Origin of the sequence: Nonomuraea sp. NPDC052634 (assembly GCF_040678535.1) — a bacterium.
Classification (GTDB): domain Bacteria; phylum Actinomycetota; class Actinomycetes; order Streptosporangiales; family Streptosporangiaceae; genus Nonomuraea; species Nonomuraea fastidiosa.
The window spans coordinates 193,344-210,269 of record NZ_JBFATY010000004.1 but is presented as its reverse complement, the minus strand read 5'-3'; the positions used below and the strand labels follow the sequence as shown (position 1 = coordinate 210,269).

At 71.0% G+C, this 16,926-nt stretch carries 18 protein-coding genes; 13 read left to right on the top strand and 5 right to left on the bottom strand.

The genetic code is table 11. From position 1 onward, the window contains the following. Positions 1-11: 11 nt before the first annotated feature. Positions 12-1,124 (bottom strand): ROK family transcriptional regulator, encoded by a 1,113-nt coding sequence (locus AB0K67_RS20170; protein WP_364061988.1) that lies wholly within the window; start codon positions 1,122-1,124, stop codon positions 12-14. A gap of 88 nt (positions 1,125-1,212) precedes the next feature. On the opposite strand from AB0K67_RS20170, the gene xylA reads away from it, so the two are divergent. The 9 genes from xylA (at position 1,213) to AB0K67_RS20125 (ending at position 9,847) form a co-directional block, all read left to right on the top strand. Further along, positions 1,213-2,367: a xylose isomerase gene (gene xylA / locus AB0K67_RS20165; protein ID WP_364061985.1), complete on the top strand. Its 1,155-nt coding sequence runs from the start codon at positions 1,213-1,215 to the stop codon at positions 2,365-2,367. Next, the gene (locus AB0K67_RS20160; RefSeq protein ID WP_364061982.1) at positions 2,364-3,107 is read left to right on the top strand and encodes a sugar phosphate isomerase/epimerase; all 744 of its coding nucleotides are present in this window, start codon (positions 2,364-2,366) and stop codon (positions 3,105-3,107) included. The genes xylA and AB0K67_RS20160 overlap by 4 nt, the downstream gene beginning before the upstream one ends. Continuing rightward, positions 3,104-4,204, top strand: coding sequence for a Gfo/Idh/MocA family oxidoreductase (locus AB0K67_RS20155; RefSeq protein WP_364061979.1), 1,101 nt, complete (start codon positions 3,104-3,106; stop codon positions 4,202-4,204). The genes AB0K67_RS20160 and AB0K67_RS20155 overlap by 4 nt, the downstream gene beginning before the upstream one ends. 105 nt (positions 4,205-4,309) lie before the next feature. After that, a complete protein-coding gene (locus AB0K67_RS20150) occupies positions 4,310-5,647 on the top strand; it encodes a S8 family serine peptidase (RefSeq protein WP_364061976.1) in 1,338 nt (445 codons plus the stop codon). A 1-nt stretch (position 5,648) separates the two neighbouring features. Beyond that, the gene (locus tag AB0K67_RS20145) at positions 5,649-5,870 is read left to right on the top strand and encodes a hypothetical protein (RefSeq protein ID WP_364061973.1); all 222 of its coding nucleotides are present in this window, start codon (positions 5,649-5,651) and stop codon (positions 5,868-5,870) included. Positions 5,871-5,917: 47 nt separating this feature from the next. Next, the gene (lysS, locus tag AB0K67_RS20140; protein ID WP_364061970.1) at positions 5,918-7,537 is read left to right on the top strand and encodes a lysine--tRNA ligase; all 1,620 of its coding nucleotides are present in this window, start codon (positions 5,918-5,920) and stop codon (positions 7,535-7,537) included. Then, a complete protein-coding gene (locus AB0K67_RS20135) occupies positions 7,534-8,076 on the top strand; it encodes an AAA family ATPase (protein ID WP_364061967.1) in 543 nt (180 codons plus the stop codon). The genes lysS and AB0K67_RS20135 overlap by 4 nt, the downstream gene beginning before the upstream one ends. A gap of 60 nt (positions 8,077-8,136) precedes the next feature. Further along, the gene (locus AB0K67_RS20130; RefSeq protein WP_364061964.1) at positions 8,137-8,865 is read left to right on the top strand and encodes a glycosyltransferase family 2 protein; all 729 of its coding nucleotides are present in this window, start codon (positions 8,137-8,139) and stop codon (positions 8,863-8,865) included. Between the two features lie 19 nt (positions 8,866-8,884). Next, positions 8,885-9,847: a 2-dehydropantoate 2-reductase N-terminal domain-containing protein gene (locus AB0K67_RS20125; protein WP_364061961.1), complete on the top strand. Its 963-nt coding sequence runs from the start codon at positions 8,885-8,887 to the stop codon at positions 9,845-9,847. Here the strand turns inward: AB0K67_RS20125 and AB0K67_RS20120 are convergent. Then, positions 9,822-10,349, bottom strand: a complete 528-nt coding sequence (locus AB0K67_RS20120; RefSeq protein ID WP_364061959.1) for a DUF6886 family protein — start codon at positions 10,347-10,349, stop codon at positions 9,822-9,824. The genes AB0K67_RS20125 and AB0K67_RS20120 overlap by 26 nt on opposite strands. A 74-nt stretch (positions 10,350-10,423) precedes the next feature. Between AB0K67_RS20120 and AB0K67_RS20115 the strand changes: the two genes are divergently transcribed. Next, complete coding sequence (locus AB0K67_RS20115; RefSeq protein ID WP_364061956.1) at positions 10,424-10,780, top strand: hypothetical protein; 357 nt, start codon at positions 10,424-10,426, stop codon at positions 10,778-10,780. Here AB0K67_RS20115 and AB0K67_RS20110 read toward each other — a convergent pair whose 3' ends face one another. Next, the gene (locus AB0K67_RS20110; RefSeq protein WP_364061953.1) at positions 10,781-11,206 is read right to left on the bottom strand and encodes a hypothetical protein; all 426 of its coding nucleotides are present in this window, start codon (positions 11,204-11,206) and stop codon (positions 10,781-10,783) included. A gap of 62 nt (positions 11,207-11,268) precedes the next feature. On the opposite strand from AB0K67_RS20110, the gene AB0K67_RS20105 reads away from it, so the two are divergent. Next, the gene (locus AB0K67_RS20105; protein ID WP_364061950.1) at positions 11,269-13,173 is read left to right on the top strand and encodes a nitrate- and nitrite sensing domain-containing protein; all 1,905 of its coding nucleotides are present in this window, start codon (positions 11,269-11,271) and stop codon (positions 13,171-13,173) included. Between the two features lie 143 nt (positions 13,174-13,316). Here AB0K67_RS20105 and AB0K67_RS20100 read toward each other — a convergent pair whose 3' ends face one another. Next, positions 13,317-14,060 carry an MBL fold metallo-hydrolase gene (locus AB0K67_RS20100; protein WP_364061947.1) on the bottom strand — a complete coding sequence of 248 codons (744 nt, stop codon included), beginning with the start codon at positions 14,058-14,060 and terminating at the stop codon, positions 13,317-13,319. A 9-nt stretch (positions 14,061-14,069) separates the two neighbouring features. After that, positions 14,070-14,213 (bottom strand): hypothetical protein, encoded by a 144-nt coding sequence (locus AB0K67_RS20095; protein WP_364061944.1) that lies wholly within the window; start codon positions 14,211-14,213, stop codon positions 14,070-14,072. Between the two features lie 458 nt (positions 14,214-14,671). On the opposite strand from AB0K67_RS20095, the gene rho reads away from it, so the two are divergent. Next, positions 14,672-15,793 (top strand): transcription termination factor Rho, encoded by a 1,122-nt coding sequence (rho, locus tag AB0K67_RS20090; RefSeq protein ID WP_364061941.1) that lies wholly within the window; start codon positions 14,672-14,674, stop codon positions 15,791-15,793. Positions 15,794-15,830: 37 nt separating this feature from the next. Beyond that, a complete protein-coding gene (locus tag AB0K67_RS20085) occupies positions 15,831-16,871 on the top strand; it encodes a putative RNA methyltransferase (RefSeq protein ID WP_364061938.1) in 1,041 nt (346 codons plus the stop codon). The last annotated feature ends 55 nt before the right edge of the window (positions 16,872-16,926 follow it).

Here is a 16,926-nt window from a genome sequence, read left to right as displayed (position 1 = left end):
TCATAGGCCGGTCAGAGGCCGAGCAGCTTGGCGGGCTCGGCGATGATCTGCTGGATGACCAGCCCGGCCGCCCCCAGCACGGCGGCGTCGGAGCCGGTGGACGAGACGGCGAGCGCGGGCGGCGCGCCGCGCATCTGCCCGAGCCTGGTCTCCAGGCCGGCGGAGACCGGCTCCGACAGCCAGGGGAACAGCGGCGCGAAGATGCCGCCGAGCACGATCGTGCCGGGGTCGAGCAGGTGCACGGCCGAGGTGAGCGCGACGCCGAGCGCGTGACCCGCCCGCCGGCACGCCTCAAGTGCCGCTTCGTCGCCCGACTCCAGCACGCGCACCAGCTCGGTCACCGAGCCGAGGTCGCCGAGGAGCGCGTCCTGGCCCGCGTACACCTCCAGGCAGCCGCGCCCGCCGCAGCGGCAGCCGGGCCCGTCGGGCACGACCACGACGTGGCCGAGCTCGCCGGCCAGCCCGTACGTGCCCCTGAACACGCCGCCCTGCACGACGAGGCCCGCGCCGATGCCGATCTCGCCGGAGACGTAGAGGAAGTCGCTCTCGCGCGGGCCGAACCACAGCTCGCCGAGCGCCGCCAGGTTGGCCTCGTTGTCGATCTCCAGGGGCACGTCCACTAGATCGGCCACGCGTACGTCGCGCCAGCCGAGGTGCGGGGCGCTGCGCAGCATGCCGCCCTCGACCAGGCCGGGCACGGCCAGCGCCGCCCCGATGACGCGCAGTCCCTCGGCGGCGGCCTCGGCGGTGATCTCCTTGGCCAGGCCGCGCAGGCGTTCCAGGATGACGGCGGGGTCGGAGTTGCGGTTGTCGGCGGGGATGATGTGCCGCACCCGGACCGTACGGGTGAGATCGACGACGCAGGCGGCGAGGTAGTCGATGTTGATCTCCAGCCCGAGCGCGGCCACCCGGTGCCCGCTGAGGCTGACCGCCACGCCGGGCCGCCCGCGCTCGCCCGCGCGCACGGCGCCGGTCTCGGTCACCGCGCCCGCCTCCAGGAGGTCGGCGACCAGGCTGGATACGGTGGTCTTGGTGAGCCCGGTCCGCTCGGCCAGCGCCGCGCGGGTGTGAGGTCCTGATCGGTGGATGGTCGCCAGCACTACGGCCAGGTTACGGGCACGCATGGAATCGTGCCTGACCCCTCTTGACGACACGGTGCCCACCTCCTCAGGATAAGTACAGATTATGGACTAAAAGTTACAGGGGCCCGAAATGACCGCTTCCTTCACGCCGACTCCCGAGGACCGTTTCACCTTCGGCCTGTGGACCGTGGGCTGGCAGGCCCGCGACCCGTTCGGCGACGCCTCCCGCCCGCCGCTCGACCCGGTGGAGACCGTCCACCGCCTCTCCGAGCTCGGCGCGTACGGCGTCACGTTCCACGACGACGACCTGCTCGCCGTCGAGCCCGACCGCGAGAAGGCCATCGCCGCCTTCAAGAAGGCGCTCGACGAGACCGGCATGAAGGTGCCGATGGCCACCACCAACCTGTTCACCCACCCGGTGTTCAAGGACGGTGCGTTCACCAGCAACGACCGCGACGTCCGCCGCTACGCGCTGCGCAAGGTCATGCGGAACCTCGACCTCGCCGCCTCGCTCGGCGCGAAGACGTACGTGTGCTGGGGCGGCCGCGAGGGCGCCGAGTCCGACGCCGCCAAGGACGTCAAGGCCGCGCTGGACCGCTACAAGGAGGGCCTGGACCTCCTGTGCCAGTACGTCATCGACAAGGGTTACGACATCCGCTTCGCCATCGAGCCGAAGCCGAACGAGCCGCGCGGCGACATCCTCCTGCCCACGATCGGCCACGCCCTGGCGCTGATCAACGAGCTGGAGCACCCCGAGATGGTGGGCCTCAACCCGGAGGTCGGCCACGAGCAGATGGCCGGGCTCAACTTCGTCCACGGCATCGCCCAGGCGCTGTGGCACGGCAAGCTCTTCCACATCGACCTCAACGGCCAGCACGGCCCGAAGTACGACCAGGACCTCATCTTCGGCCACGGTGACCTGAAGAGCGCGTTCTTCCTGGTGGACCTGCTGGAGAACGGCGGCTACGACGGCCCGCGCCACTTCGACTACAAGCCGCTGCGCACCGAGGACAAGCAGGACGTGTGGGACTCCGCCGCGGCGAACATGCGCACGTACCTGATCCTCAAGGAGAAGTCGCGCGCCTTCCGCGCCGACCCCGAGGTGCAGGAGGCGCTCAAGGCCTCGCGCGTGGACGAGCTGGGCAAGCCCACGCTCGCCGAGGGCGAGACCTGGCAGGACCTCGCCAAGGACGACTTCGACGTGGACGAGGCGGCCGCCCGCGGCTTCCACTTCACCCGGCTCAACCAGCTCGCCCTCGAGCACCTGCTCGGGGTGCGCGGATGAGCAGGCCGCTCAGCGTCCAGCTCTACACCGTCCGCGAGGCGCTGGCCGAAGACCGCGACGCCACGCTGCGCCGCGTCGCCGAGGCCGGCTACCGCGCCGTCGAGCCCTTCGACCCGCTGAACGACCCGAAGGGCTTCCGCGCGGTCGCCGACGATCTGGGGCTGAGCGTGTCGGGCACGCACGCGATCGCGCTGCTGCAGCGCGAACCCGCCGAGGTGTTCGACGCGGCCGCCGCCATCGGCACCGACAAGGTGATCGTCCCGGCCGGGATCGCGCAGGAGGAGTTCACCTCCCGCGACGGCCTCGGCCGGGCCGCCGACCTGCTCAACGGCCTGGCCGAGCAGGCGGCCCGGCACGGCGTGCGGCTCGGCTACCACAACCACTGGTGGGAGATCGAGCCGCAGGTGGACGGCAGGCACGCCATCGAGGTGCTCGCCGACCTGCTGGCGCCCGAGGTGTTCCTGGAGATCGACACCTACTGGGCGGCCGTGGGCGGCGCCGACGTGCCCGCCCTGCTCGGCCGCCTGGCGGGCCGGGTGGAGGCGCTGCACGTCAAGGACGGCCCGGTGGTCAAGGGCGAGCCGCACACGGCGGTCGGCGCGGGCGCCATGCCGGTGCCGGCGATCCTGGCCGCCGCCCCCGGCGCCCGGCGCGTGGTCGAGCTCGACGAGTGCGCGACGGACGTCTTCGCCGCCCTGGCGGACAGCCACACGTATCTCACCTCCTTGGAGGGCTCTTGAGCAACGGCCCGGTCGGCGTCGCGATCGTCGGCGCCGGTGTGATCAGCGGCCAGTACCTCAGCAACCTCACCTCCTTCCCCGACGTGCGCGTGCTCGCCGTCGCCGACATCGACACCGGCAGGGCCGCGTCCGTGGCCCGCGAGCACGGCGTGGAGGTGTCCGGCACGCTCGCCGACGCCCTCGCCGTGCCCGAGGTGGAGATCGTCGTCAACCTCACCGTCCCGTCCGCGCACGCGGCCGTCGCGCTGGAGAGCCTGCGCGCCGGCAAGCACGTGTACGGCGAGAAGCCGATGGCGATGACCACCGGCGAGGCCTCCAAGGTCATGTCCGAGGCGGCGAACCGCGGGCTGCGGGTGGGCGGCGCGCCCGACACGTTCCTCGGCGCGGGCCTGCAGTCGGCGCTGCGGGCGCTCGCCTCCGGCACGATCGGCAAGCCGGTGGCCGTCACCGCGGCCACGCAGAGCCTCGGGCCGGAGTCGTGGCACCCCAACCCGGAGTTCTTCTACCAGCCGGGCGGCGGCCCGCTGTTCGACCTCGGTCCCTACTACCTGACGGCGCTGGTCGCGCTGCTCGGTCCCGCCGTCCGGGTGGCGGCCGGCACGCGCAAGGCCCGCGACCAGCGGGTGGTCGGCTCGGGGCCGAAGGCGGGCAAGCTCTTCCCGGTGGACGTGCCCACCCACGTCAACGCCCTGCTGGACTTCCCCGGCACGGCGACGGCGTCGGCCACGTTCAGCTTCGACTCGCCGATCAGCAAGCGGATGATCGAGGTGATCGGCACCGAGGGCGCGCTCTCGCTGCCCGATCCCAACACGTTCGAGGGGCCGCTGCTGGTGCGCGGGCCGGCCGACGCCGACTGGCGTGAGCTGCCGGTCACCGGCACGACGGCGGGGCGGGGCATCGGCGTGCTCGACATGGCGAGGTCGATCCGCGCAGGCGTGCCGCACCGCGCGTCCGGCGAGCTGACCTACCACGTGCTCGAACTGATGTCGGCGATCACGGAGTCGGGCGAGCGGTCCGAGTTCCGCGACATCGACTCCGCTCCCGAGGCTCCGGCGCCGCTGCCGGAGGACTGGGACCCGTACGCCGCCACCCTGTAAAGAAGATCGCGTGTGATCGGGCCCGATGCCGGGTCCGGTCACACAGGCATCCTCGATGATTACGATGGGTAATCATGCGGTAACCGAAAGCTCAAGGGGATGCCCATGCGTGTCATGATCCAGCTCCGGCCGGCCCCCGACGTCGTCGCGTCGGTGATGGACACCGGCGCCGCCAGCGCGGCGGGCGACGTCGCGGGCGACCTGCCGGGAGTCGCCATCGACGAGGCGTTCGAGCCCGTCGCGGTGCCCCGCCCGGTCTCGCTCTCGCCTTATCAGCGCATGCAGTTCTCAATGGCGCCGGAAGACGCCTCGGTGCTCGTCAGAGGCGAGATCGCCGACGGCGACCTGGCCACCAGGTCGGCGCTGCTGACCTCCTCCGTACGCGAGGTCGCGGGCGTCTTCGCCGACCCCCACATCCAGCCCCATCCCGTCTGCGGCGGCGACGGCCCCGTGGGCGACTGGCAGGAGGTCAGGCGGCTGCTGCACGCCGAGGAGCTGTGGTCGGCGGGCCACGACGGCGAGGGCGTCACGGTCGCGATCGTCGACGGCGGCGTCAATGCCGATCACGTCGCCGCCCGCATCGGCCACGAGGTGACGCTCGACGCCCAGCGGAGCTGGAGCCCGCCGGGCGTGCCCGCGCGGCCCGGCCGCCACCCGGTGGACCACGGCACGATGTGCGCGTTCGACGTGCTGCTCGCCGCGCCCAAGGCGACCCTGCTCGACATCCCCGTGCTGCTCAGCAGGCGCGAGGGCGGTTCGCTCGCCGACGGCCTGCTGTCGGACGCGCTGGCCGCCTACGCCCACCTCGACCGCGTGCTGCGGGCCATGCCGGCCGAGTCCAGAGCGCTGGTGGTGAGCAACAGCTGGGGGCTGTTCTCGCCCGACATGGACTTCCCGCCCGGTCACCCGGGCAACTACTCCGACAACCCGGCGCACCCGTTCAACGTGATCGTGGGCAGCCTGGAGGGCACGGGCGCCGACATCCTGTTCTCGGCGGGAAACTGCGGCCGCGAGTGCCCCGACGGGCGCTGCGGCTACCCCGACAGGACGATCGTGGGCGCCAACTCGCACCCCGCCGTGCTGTCCGTCGGCGGCGTCGACACGCGGGGCGAGCGGGTCGGCTACTCCTCGCAGGGGCCCGGCAGGCTGTCGGAGCGCAAGCCCGACCTGTGCGCCTACACGCACTTCGCCGGCTCCGGCGCGGTCGGTCCTGCCGACACCGGCACCTCGGCGTCCTGCCCGGTCGCGGCCGGCGTGGTGGCCGCCGTCAGGACGCGCCGCTCGGCCGCCGATCTGTCGCCCGCCCAGCTCCGTACGCTGCTCCACCGCACCGCCGACGACCGCAGCACGGTCGGCTTCGACTACGACTACGGCTTCGGCGTCATCGATCCGCCCGCCGTGCTCGCCGCGCTCGCCAGGCAGAACCGCACCCGCGCTGCCTGAGATGGCGATGATCCAGGTACGCCTGCCGCCGGACGCCACCCTGGGCGACGCGCTGCGCCTGCTCGGCCTGTCCGACGACGACGCCGACGCCGGCTTCGGGCTCGTGCCCGTCGCCCCCGGACGCCACGTCCTGAGGGTCACCGACGAGGCCGCGCGGCGGGTCAGCCACGAGCTGGCCGAGGTCTTCGCCGACCCCCGCATCGAGCCCGATGACTCCTCATGAGCCGTATTGCGTTGGCTTACGGCTCGCGGAGCCGCGACAATGCTGCGATGGCTGACAGTAGGGAGACCGACTGGGTCTCCAGGTTCGCAGACGAGGTGATCTCCGAGGCGGAGCGGCGCGCGCCCGGCCGGCCGATCGTCTGCGCCTCAGGGCTGAGCCCGTCGGGCCCGATCCACCTGGGCAACCTGCGCGAGATCATGACGCCCCACCTGGTCGCCGACGAGATCAGGCGGCGCGGCCACGAGTGCGTCCACCTGCTGTCGTGGGACGACTACGACCGCTTCCGCAGGGTGCCCGCGGGCATCGACCCGTCGTGGGCCGAGCACATCGGCAAGCCGCTGAGCGCGGTGCCGGCTCCGCCGGGCAGCCCCTACGCCACCTGGGCCGAGCACTTCAAGGCACCGTTTCTGGAGGCGCTGGCCGAGCTGGGCGTCGAGGTCCACGCCATCAACCAGACCGAGCAGTACACGTCGGGGGCCTACCGCGAGCAGATCCTGCTGGCGGTGCGCGAGCGGGCGAAGATCGACGCCGTGCTCTCCCGCTACCGCACCAAGCAGCAGGGCGAGCCGGCGCGGGAGGGCGAGTATTTCCCGTACAAGCCGTACTGCGAGCTGTGCGGGCGCGACCTGACCACGGTCACCGCGTACGACGACGAGACCACCGAGCTCGCCTACACCTGCGAGTGCGGCTTCGGCGAGACCGTGCGCCTGGCCGAGCACGACAAGGGCAAGCTGGTCTGGAAGGTCGACTGGCCGATGCGCTGGGCCTACGAGGGGGTGATCTTCGAGCCGTCGGGCGTCGATCACCACTCGCCGGGGTCGGCGTGGGTCGTGGGCGGGCAGATCGTCCGCGAGGTGTTCGGCGGCGAGCAGCCCATCGGGCCGATGTACGCGTTCGTCGGCATCACCGGCATGGCCAAGATGAGCAGCTCCAAGGGCGACGTGCCGACGCCGTCCGACGCGCTGCGCATCATGGAGGCGCCGGTGCTGCGCTGGCTGTACGCCCGCCGCAAGCCCGCCCAGTCGTTCAAGATCGCTTTCGACCACGAGATCCAGCGGCTGTACGACGAGTGGGACGCGCTCGGCCGCAAGGTCGACAGCGGCCGGGCGCAGCCCGCCGAGCTGGCGGCCTATACCAGGGCCGTGTCCACCGCCGCGGGCCCGCTGCCGATGACGCCGCATCCGGTGGCCTACCGCACGCTCGCCTCGGTGCTCGACATCACCACCGGCCACGCCGAGCAGACCCTGCGCATCCTGCGCGACCTCGACGGCGTTGAGTCGCTCGACGCGGCGCGCCCCCGGCTCGACAGGGCGCAGCGCTGGGTGGCCGAGCACCTGCCCGCCGACCAGCGCACGCGGGTGCGCGAGTCGCCCGACCACGAGCTGCTCGGCTCGCTCGGCGACGAGGAGCGCGAGGCGCTGCGGCTGCTGGCCGACGGCCTCGACAATTGGACGCTCGACGGCCTGACCGACCTCGTGTACGGCGTGCCCAAGATCCAGGCGGGCCTGCCGCCGGACGCGAAGGCCACGCCCGAGCTGAAGGCGGCGCAGCGGGCCTTCTTCGCGCTGCTGTACAAGCTGCTGGTCGGCCGCGACACCGGCCCCAGGCTGCCCACGCTGCTCATGGCGGTGGGCGCCGACCGGGTGCGCAAGCTGGTGGGTGCATGAGGGGAGTCATCCTCATCACCGGCATCTCGGCGGCCGGCAAGTCCACGGTGGCGCAGCGCCTGGCCGAGCGGCTGCCGCGATCGGCGCACGTACGGGGCGACGTGTTCCGCCGGATGGTGGTCGGCGGGCGCGCCGAGATGACGCCGGAGGCGGATGCCGAGGCGGTGCGCCAGCTTCATATGCGTTATCGCCTGGCGGCCGCAACGGCCGATACCTATTGCGATGCCGGATTTACGGCAATCGTTCAAGATGTCGTTCTTGGCCGCGATTTACAGCTATTTACAGAAATAATACGATCACGGCCGCTTTATGTGATCGTACTGGCTCCCGACCCCGCCACCGTTGAGCGCCGCGAGACCGCCCGCGCCAAGACCGGCTACGGCGGCGGATGGACGATCTCCCAGCTAGACGCCGTACTCAGGGAGGAGACGCCGCGCATCGGCCTGTGGCTCGACACCTCGCGCCAAACGCCGGACGAGACCATCGACGAGATCATTTCCAGGGCCGGAGAGGCGCAAATAGCGGGCGCGCCGGAATAACCACCGCCGCTGCAAGAAATCATCAAGCGGCTTGCATGTGCACGGGGAAAGCTTTGTGGCATGAACAAGCCGCCTTTCGCCGCGAGCGTCAGTGTCATCGTCCCCGCGATGAACGAGGCCGAGAACCTTCCTCACGTCTTCGCCACGCTGCCCGACTGGATCGACGAGGTCATCCTCGTCGACGGCAACTCGACCGACGACACCGTCGCCGTCGCGCGCAGGCTGCGCCCTGACCTCCGGGTCGTCACCCAGAGCGGGCGCGGCAAGGGCAACGCGCTCATCGAGGGCTTCCAGGCCGCCCGCGGCGACATCATCGTCATGATCGACGCCGACGGCTCGACCGACGGCAGGGAGATCCGCTCCTTCGTCGCCACCCTCATCAACGGCGCCGACTTCGCCAAGGGCTCCAGGTACGCCCCTGGTGGCGGCTCGGACGACCTCAGCCCGATCCGCTCGCTCGGCAACAGGTTCCTCACCGCGGTCACCAACCTGCTCTACGGCACCCGCTACACCGACCTCTGCTACGGCTACAACGCCTTCTGGCGGCGCCACCTGGAGGTGCTCGACCTCGACTGCGACGGCTTCGAGATCGAGACGCTGATGAACGTCCGCGCCGCCCAGGCCGGCCTGGTCATCCGCGAGGTCCCGAGCCGCGAGCGCTCCCGCATCCACGGCGCCAGCAACCTGCACGCCGTACGCGACGGCTGGCGGGTGCTGCGGACCATCTGGCGCGAGCGGTCGCGCGGGGCCGCCGTGACGGGCAGGACCCAGGTGGCGCTGGCGAAATGAGGAGTGACATCCTCGAACAATGCGCTACATAGTGATCGGAGCAGGAGCGGTCGGGGGCACGATCGGGGGCCGCCTGTTCCAAGGCGGGCACGAGGTCGTCCTGATCGCGCGCGGGGCACACTACGAGGCTCTCAAGCGTGACGGCCTGCGCCTGATCACCCCCGACTCCACCGAGACCCTGCCCATCCCCGCCGCCGACGGCCCGATCCCCACCCGCGACGACGACGTGCTCGTCGTGGCCACCAAGACGCAGGACACGATCGCCGCGCTGGCCCCGTGGTCGCCCGACCTGCCCGTGGTGTGCGCCCAGAACGGCGTCGCCAACGAGCGCATCGCGCTGCGGCGCTTCGAGCGCGTCTACGGCATGTGCGTGTGGCTGCCGGCCCAGATCCCCGCACCGGGCACCGTGGCGGCGCACGGGTACCCGTACTCGGGGATGCTGCACGTCGGACGCTATCCCCAGGGTGTGGACGACCTCGCCGAGCAGATCGCCACCGACCTCGGCAAGCACGGCCTGGTCGGGCGCACCTCGCCCGACGTGATGCGCTGGAAGTACGGCAAGCTGCTCGGCAACCTGGCCAACGCCGTGGAGGCGCTGGTCGGCCACGTGCCCGGCATGTCCGACCTCGCCGAGCTGGCCAGGGCCGAGGCGCGCACCGTGCTCGACCGGGCCGGCATCGCCTACAACACGCCCGAGGAGGAGGCCGAGGTCCGCGGCCACAAGGTGGACGCCAGGCCCATCGAGGGCGTCGAGCGCGCCGGCGGATCGTCCTGGCAGAGCCTGGCCAGGGGCAGCGGCTCGATCGAGTCCGACTACCTCAACGGCGAGATCGTGCTCATCGGCCGGCAGCACGGCGTGCCGACGCCGGTCAACGAGACGCTGCGGCGCGAGGCCAACAGGGTCGCCCGCGAGCGGCTCGCCCCCGGCTCGATGACCCCTGATCAGGTGCGCGCGCTCATCGACGCGCGTTCCGCAGCCTGATCCCGCTGAACTCCAGGGTGCTGGTGATCACCTCGTCCCAGAACGGCCAGAGGTTGTCCAGCACCCTGAGCTGGATGCCCGCCTCCTCGTGCAGCGCCAGCAGGTCGCCCACCGGCTCAGGCGGGCCGAGCGGCGTCACCGGCACCGTGGAGACCATGGCCGTCGGCGGGTCGCCGATGGGCTTGAAGGTGCCGGCGGGCAGCCGGTAGGCGTACAGGCGGACGTTCATGATCGGCTTGAGCCAGCCGTACTCGATGGCGTGCACGCGCGGGCCGCAGCCGGCGCCGAGGACGCGGGCCGCGTCGTGCTCGGTGGTGCGCGGTCCCACCCAGGCCATCGCCCGCGGGCAGGCGCGCGGAAACCAGAAGTCGGGGCAGCGGTCGGGGCCGACCGCCCACACGTACGCCTCGCTGTGCCGGCTGGTCGGCGCCACGTGCGGCGCGAAATGCGTGATCGTCGGGTCTTCCGAGAAGTGCAGAACCTCCCCAGGCGCTGGTCTCATAGCGCCATCCTCGCGCATATCCCGCCGATCTCCGGGCAGTGGGAAGCCTCTCTTTCCGACAAGGGGTGAGTTGGATGATCGTGCTGGGACTGCTCATGATCCTGCTCGCCGGTGCCGCCTTCGCCCTGGTGCTCGTCGAGCAGAGCTCCAGGTACGTCCTGTTCGGCCAGACCTTCGAGCTCGGCTACGTCGAGATGTTCCTCACGGGGGCCGCCGCGGCGGCGCTCCTGCTGGTGGGCCTCTGGCTGATGGGCTCGGGTTCGCGCAGGACGGCCAGGCAGCGGCGCCGGCTGCGCAGCGCGCGGGCCGAGGCCTCCGACCGGGTCGCCCGGCTGGAGGACGAGAAGCGCGAGCTGGAACGGCGGCTCGAACGCGAGCGCGCGGGCGACGGCGACCACCTGGTGGCCGGCCGCGCCGAGGACCGCCGGTAGTCAGGCGGTGGCTTCGTGGCGCGGGGGCAGCAGCCTGCCCTCGCGCCACAGCGCGACCCCGGTGATCACGGCCCCGAGCCCTTCCCACAGCCCGACGCCGAAGAACTCGCCCGGCGCTGCCCCCGTCACCACCAGCGTGGTGAAGACCGTGAACGTGACCAGCCGGAACGGCACCGTCCACCGGAAGAACGGCGCGTAGTCGTGCGCGGCGGCGAAGACGTAGTAGGCGCCCATGTTGACCGCCGCCATCGATGAGGCGGCGAGGTAGACCAGCGTGTAGTCGCCGGCGGGCCGCACGTCCGGCACCTCGAAGCCGAGCATGGCGAGCAGCGTGCCCGGCGAGATCAGGCCCAGCAGACCCAGCGCGAAGGCGAGGACGCCGAAGACGCCTATGGTCCAGCCGGAGAAAGAACGCGGAAGACGCACGGAAATCCTCTCAAAGGGGGGTGTAATCTGCGAGGCGGTCTCATCATGCACCCGGAGGTCGCATGCCCCCCACGCGTGGCCGCCCCATCACCGTCAAGCTGCTCGTCCTCCTGCTCGTTCCGCTGCTGTCCCTGGTGGGTCTGTGGGCGTTCGCGGCCGGCCTGACCGGCGGCGACGGCCTGCGCCTGCTGGAGGCCAACGAGATGGCGGAGCACCTGACAGGACCGTCCACGCAGGTCAACGTCGCGCTGCAGGACGAACGGCTGGCCTCTGTCGAGTACATGATGGGCCACCGCGACGCCGCCGAGGTGAAGAAGGAGCGCGGCAAGACCGACGAGGCGATCAAGCGCTTCCGCGCGTCGGCGGGCGGCGTGCGCGACCTGCCGCCGGAGATGACCACCCAGCTCCAGGCGCTGAACGTCAAGCTCGACCAGCTTTCCGAGATCCGCCGCCAGGTGGACGTCAACGTCGTCGAGCCCATCGACGTCATCGACGACTACAACCAGATCGCCGACGCCTCGTTCCGCCTGTACGACGCCATGATCATGGTGCCGGAGCAGTCGCTCTACCAGCAGGCACGAGCGATGATCATGATGGGCGAGGCCACCGAGGTGCTCTCCAGGGAGCGCGCGGTGATCGCGGCCGTGCTGGCCAGGGGCCGCCTCGACGGGCGCGAGCGCGAGGCGTTCACCGGCATGGTGGCCACCAGGCGGCTGCTGTTCGCGCAGGCGATGTCGTACCTGGACGGCGGGCTGCGCGGGCCGTACGAGCGGCTGTCGGGCTCGCCGGTCTACAAGGAGTGGATGACGACCGAGGACGCGGTCAAGGACCAGTCGCCGAACGACGGCCTGCCCGCGGCGGCGGCCACCTGGCCCATCGACGGCGAGAACCTGTGGGCCGCGGTGCAGCGCAACCAGGCCGAGAGCACGCGGGCGCTGGCCGAGCGGGTGCGGCCGACCGCGGTCGGCATGCTCGTCAAGATCGGCGTGGCGGCCGGCGCCGGCCTCATCGCGGTCGTCGCCTCGATCCTGTTCTCACTGCGCTTCCGCAAGCGGCTGGTACGCGAGCTGGCCGCGCTGCGCGACGCCGCCACCGAGCTGGCCGAGGTACGGCTGGCCGGGCTGGTCAAGCGGCTGCGGACGAACACCGAGCCGCCCACGTCCGCCGAGATCACGCCGCTTGAGGTCGAGGCGACCACCACGGAGATCCGCGACATCGTCAAGGCGTTCAACGACGTGCAGGCCACGGCCGTGGAGGCGGCGGTGGACCAGGCGCGGCTGCGGCACGGCGTCAGCCAGGTCTTCGTGAACCTGGCCAGGCGCAACCAGTCGCTGCTGCACCGCCAGCTCATGCAGCTCGACAGCATGGAGCGGGAGACCGAGGCGCCGGAGACGCTGGCCGACCTGTTCAAGCTCGACCACCTCACCACCCGCATGCGCCGCCACGCGGAAAGCCTCATCATCCTGTCCGATCAGGCGCCCGGCCGGGCCTGGCGCAAGCCGGTGCCGGTGCTCGACGTGCTGCGCGCCGCCGTCGCCGAGGTGGAGGAGTACGAGCGGGTGGAGGTGCTCTCGCCGCCACCCGTCTTCCTGGTCGGCTCGGCCGTGACCGACGTCGCCCACCTGATGGCGGAGCTGATCGAGAACGCCACCCTCTTCTCACCGCCGCAGACCCGGGTGGACGTGCGCAGCGCGCTCAGCCCGCACGGCATGGTGGTCGAGGTGGAGGACCGCGGGCTCGGGCTGCCCAGGACCGAGCTGGACGAGCTGAACGACCGGCTGGCCAACACGCCCGAGTTCGACCTGGCGCAGAGCGACCGGCTCGGCCTGTTCGTGGTCTCCAGGCTGGCGGCCAGGCACGGCATCAAGGTCATGCTGGTGTCCTCGCCGTACGGCGGGCTGACCGCCAGGGTCGCGCTGCCGTCGTCGCTGCTCGCCGACCAGCCCGCCCTGGCCGGGCACAACTGATCGCCGGACCCTTCGACCAGAGGGCCCGGCGTCGACGTGGGAGCCCTTCAGCCAGCGCCCGGCCGCGACGTGGGAGCCCTTCGACCAGCGCCCGACCGAGACGTGGGAGCCGGCCTGCGAGCAGGCCGGTGACAGAGCCGGTGTCAGAGCCGGTGGAACGGCTCGCTGAAGTGCGCGGTGGCGAGGATCGCGCGCTCGGCCCTCAGCTCGGCGAGCATCTCGGCGCGGGTGCGCGCGGCGGTCTCCTGGTCCTGGTCGTAGAGGTAGCGGATGGCCGGGTCGGCGAGCTGCACGGGGTGGAGGACCAGGTCGCCGGTCATGGCCAGCTCTCCCGCGCGGGCGATCTGGTGCCCGGGGGTGTGTCCCGGCGTGGCGTGCACGTGGATGCCGGGCGCGACCTCGGCGTCGCCGTCGACGACGTGGAGCTGTCCCTTGAGCGGGGTGACGATCTCGTCGAGCATCCGGCCGCCCGCGGCGTCGAGCTCGGCCCGCTGGAGCACGTGGCGCGCGTTCTCGAACACCGGCCTGCCGTCGGCGACCGCGCCTGAGGCGTGGTCGCTGTGCAGGTGAGTGAGGATGACCGTGTCGATCTCGGCGGGCGTGACGCCGGCGGCGGCCAGCTCACGGGGCAGCGTGCCGGGAACCGGGGCCCAGCTCGACGCCGGGGAGTCCGCGGCGCCGATGCCGGTGTCGACCAGGGTCAGCCGGCCCGCGGCGTCGCGGATCAGATAGCAGTGGAAGTGGAGGACCCAGGGCTCGTCTGGCAGCCCGGAGCCGGGGAACAACTCGGCCGGCGGGCGGGCGATGGACGGCCCCATGGGTCCCACGGCGTCGCAGAGGGGTGTCACCTCGACGCCGGAGGTGGTGCTGATCGGAGGGTGTGGCACCCGACCAGCCTAGGCGGCGACGGGCTCCCGCGGAACGTACTCGTTCTCGATGTCGGCGGCGTAGACGGCGCGCCGGCAGTGCGCGCAACGGTAGATGATCGGGCCCTCGTCGAGCTCGTGGTGGCACCGCGGGCAGCGGTTGACGGTCTTCATGGGTGCTCTCCTGAGGAGTCTTTCTTCCTATGTCATACAAACCCTCATCGGGTTGCAGGGTCCCTGCATGCCGCTTGAACACGATGGCGGCACGCTGATGGGGCCCCGATCCGGGCCCGATGTGGGTTCTGTGTCGTTGAGAACACCTGCTGCGGTCATTTTCTTCGCGAGCCGGTGTCGCAAGAACATTGTCACCCTCAAGACACTCGCGCGCGTGCGAAGACACGAGAACAGCCCGGGAATAGCCCATCAGGGCTAGGCGTTGTATGAGCCAGATCGTGTGGTATCTTCCGACTAAGCGTTGAGCTTCAGCTCCGCTTGGCTCTCACCTCGGGCTCCGCCCTTCTCTTCCGGACTGCTTGTCTTCCGTACGGCGCGCGGCCCTGCTCTTTTCGTTCTCTTCATCACCAGCCGATCGCCTTGGCACGATCAGGCGTATCTCCCTCAAGGGGCTCACCATGCTCGAAACGTCCGCGCACACCATTCCCGCGCAGCGCACGTCCGCCCAGGCCCGCTCGATGAAGCGCGGCCTGCTGGACGTACGCGACAAGTCCGCCTTCATCCGGGCGGGCCACCTGCCGGGACCCGGCGACGTCCGCGTCCCGCCGGAGAAGATCCGTCAGTACGACCTGCGCCCCGGCGACCACGTCACCGCGCGCTTCACCGGCAACAAGCTCATCGCCGTCGACGCGGTCAACGGCCTGTCCGACTGGCGCGAGCGGCCCGCCTTCGCCGCGCTCACCCCCGTACACCCCACAGAGCGGCTGCGCATCGAGACCGAGTCGCTCAGCACCCGCGTCATCGACCTGTTCGCTCCCATCGGCAAGGGGCAGCGCGGCCTCATCGTGGCCCCGCCCAAGGCCGGCAAGACCATGGTCATGCAGGCGCTGGCCGCCGGCATCAGCCGTAACCACCCCGAAGTCCACCTCATGGTGCTGCTCGTCGGCGAGCGGCCCGAGGAGGTCACCGACATGCGGGCCCGCATCGGCGGCGAGGTGTACGCATCCACCTTCGACCACCCCGACCGCGACCACACGGCGCTCGCCGAGCTGGTCATCGAGCGGGCCAAGCGGCTCGTCGAGTCCGGCCGCGACGTGGTGGTGCTGCTGGACTCGCTGACGCGGCTGGGGCGGGCGTACAACAACGTGGCGCCCGGCGGCGGGCGCGTGCTGACGGGCGGCATCGACGCCCGCGCGCTGTATCCGCCGAAGCGCTTCTTCGGGGCCGCGCGCAACGTCGAGGGCGGCGGCTCGCTCACCATCCTCGCCACCGCGCTGGTGGACACGGGCTCGCGGATGGACAACAACCTGTACGAGGAGTTCAAGGGCACCGGCAACATGGAGGTGCACCTGACCCGCGAGCTGGCGGAGCGGCGGCTGTTTCCCGCCGTCGATCTCGACGCCTCCGGCACCCGCCGCGAGGAGATCCTGCTGCACGAGCAGGAGCGGCGGATCGTCTGGCGGCTGCGCCGCTCGCTGTCGGCGATGGAGCCGGCGCGCAAGATGGAGGTACTGGTGGAGCGGCTGCGCTCGACGCCGTCCAACGCCGCCTTTCTCATGGACGCCGCCGCGGCGGCCTGATCCGGCACCCCACCTGTGCGTGCACCAGAATGGCCGCATGCTGGCCGACATCGTCGAACATCTCATCTGTCCCGTCTGCGGGGTCGATCGCCAGGCCGGGCTGCGGCTCGACGCCGGCGCCCTGCGCTGCGCCGCCGGGCACTCCTTCGACGTGGCGCGGCAGGGATACGTCAGCCTGCTGGTCGGCTCGCGACCGCCGGGCACCGCCGACACCGCCGCCATGGTGGCGGCGAGGGCCGCGTTTCTCGACAAGGGTCACTACGCGCCGCTCGCGAATGCGCTCGCCGAGGCCGTCCTGACCAGGATCGATGCGGCAGAACATGAGTCCTCTACCGAAACGAATGACGGCGCGGAGTTGAGGGCGTACCGTGGGGCGGGAGTGGAGGCCGGCGACGGCCCGGGATTTGGTGATTCCGGGCGGAAACCGGACACCGTCGATGACCGTGGCGTGAAGGGCAGGATCTCGCCGGTGGTCGTCGACGCGGGCACGGGCACCGGACATTATCTGGCGGCCGTGCTCAATGCGATGAACGATGGCATCGGGATGGCGTTCGATGTGTCGAAGCACGCTGTACGCCGGGCGGCGCGGGTGCATCCCAGGGCAGGGGCGTTCGTGGCCGACGTGTGGCGCCCGCTTCCGATCAGGAGCGGGGTGGCCGATGTGGTGATCGACGTGTTCGCGCCCAGAAACGGGCCCGAATTCCGGCGCATCCTGCGTCCCGGCGGCGCTGCCGTGGTCGTCACTCCGGCGCCGCATCACCTGAGTCCGCTGGTCGAGGAGCTGGGGCTGCTCTCGGTGGACGAGGAGAAGGAGCGCAGGGTGGCACGCAGCCTCGACGGTTTCGTGGAGATCGACCGGCGCTCGATCGATTTCGAGATGGAGCTGGGGCATGGAGACATCACCCAGGTCGTCGGTATGGGACCGAATGCATGGCATAACGACCCGGCCACGCTCGATGAGCGAATTGCCGCATTTGTGGCAAGAAATGTCGCCGCAGGAAAACACGGTGTAGTTACCCGTGCGGCATTCCATCTGTCCATCTTCGAACCGGCACCCCGTTCAAGCGCCGTTTCTTGACGGGCAGGTGCGACCGGTGTTACTGATGGGGCATTTAGTCCGAAATTCCCCCACA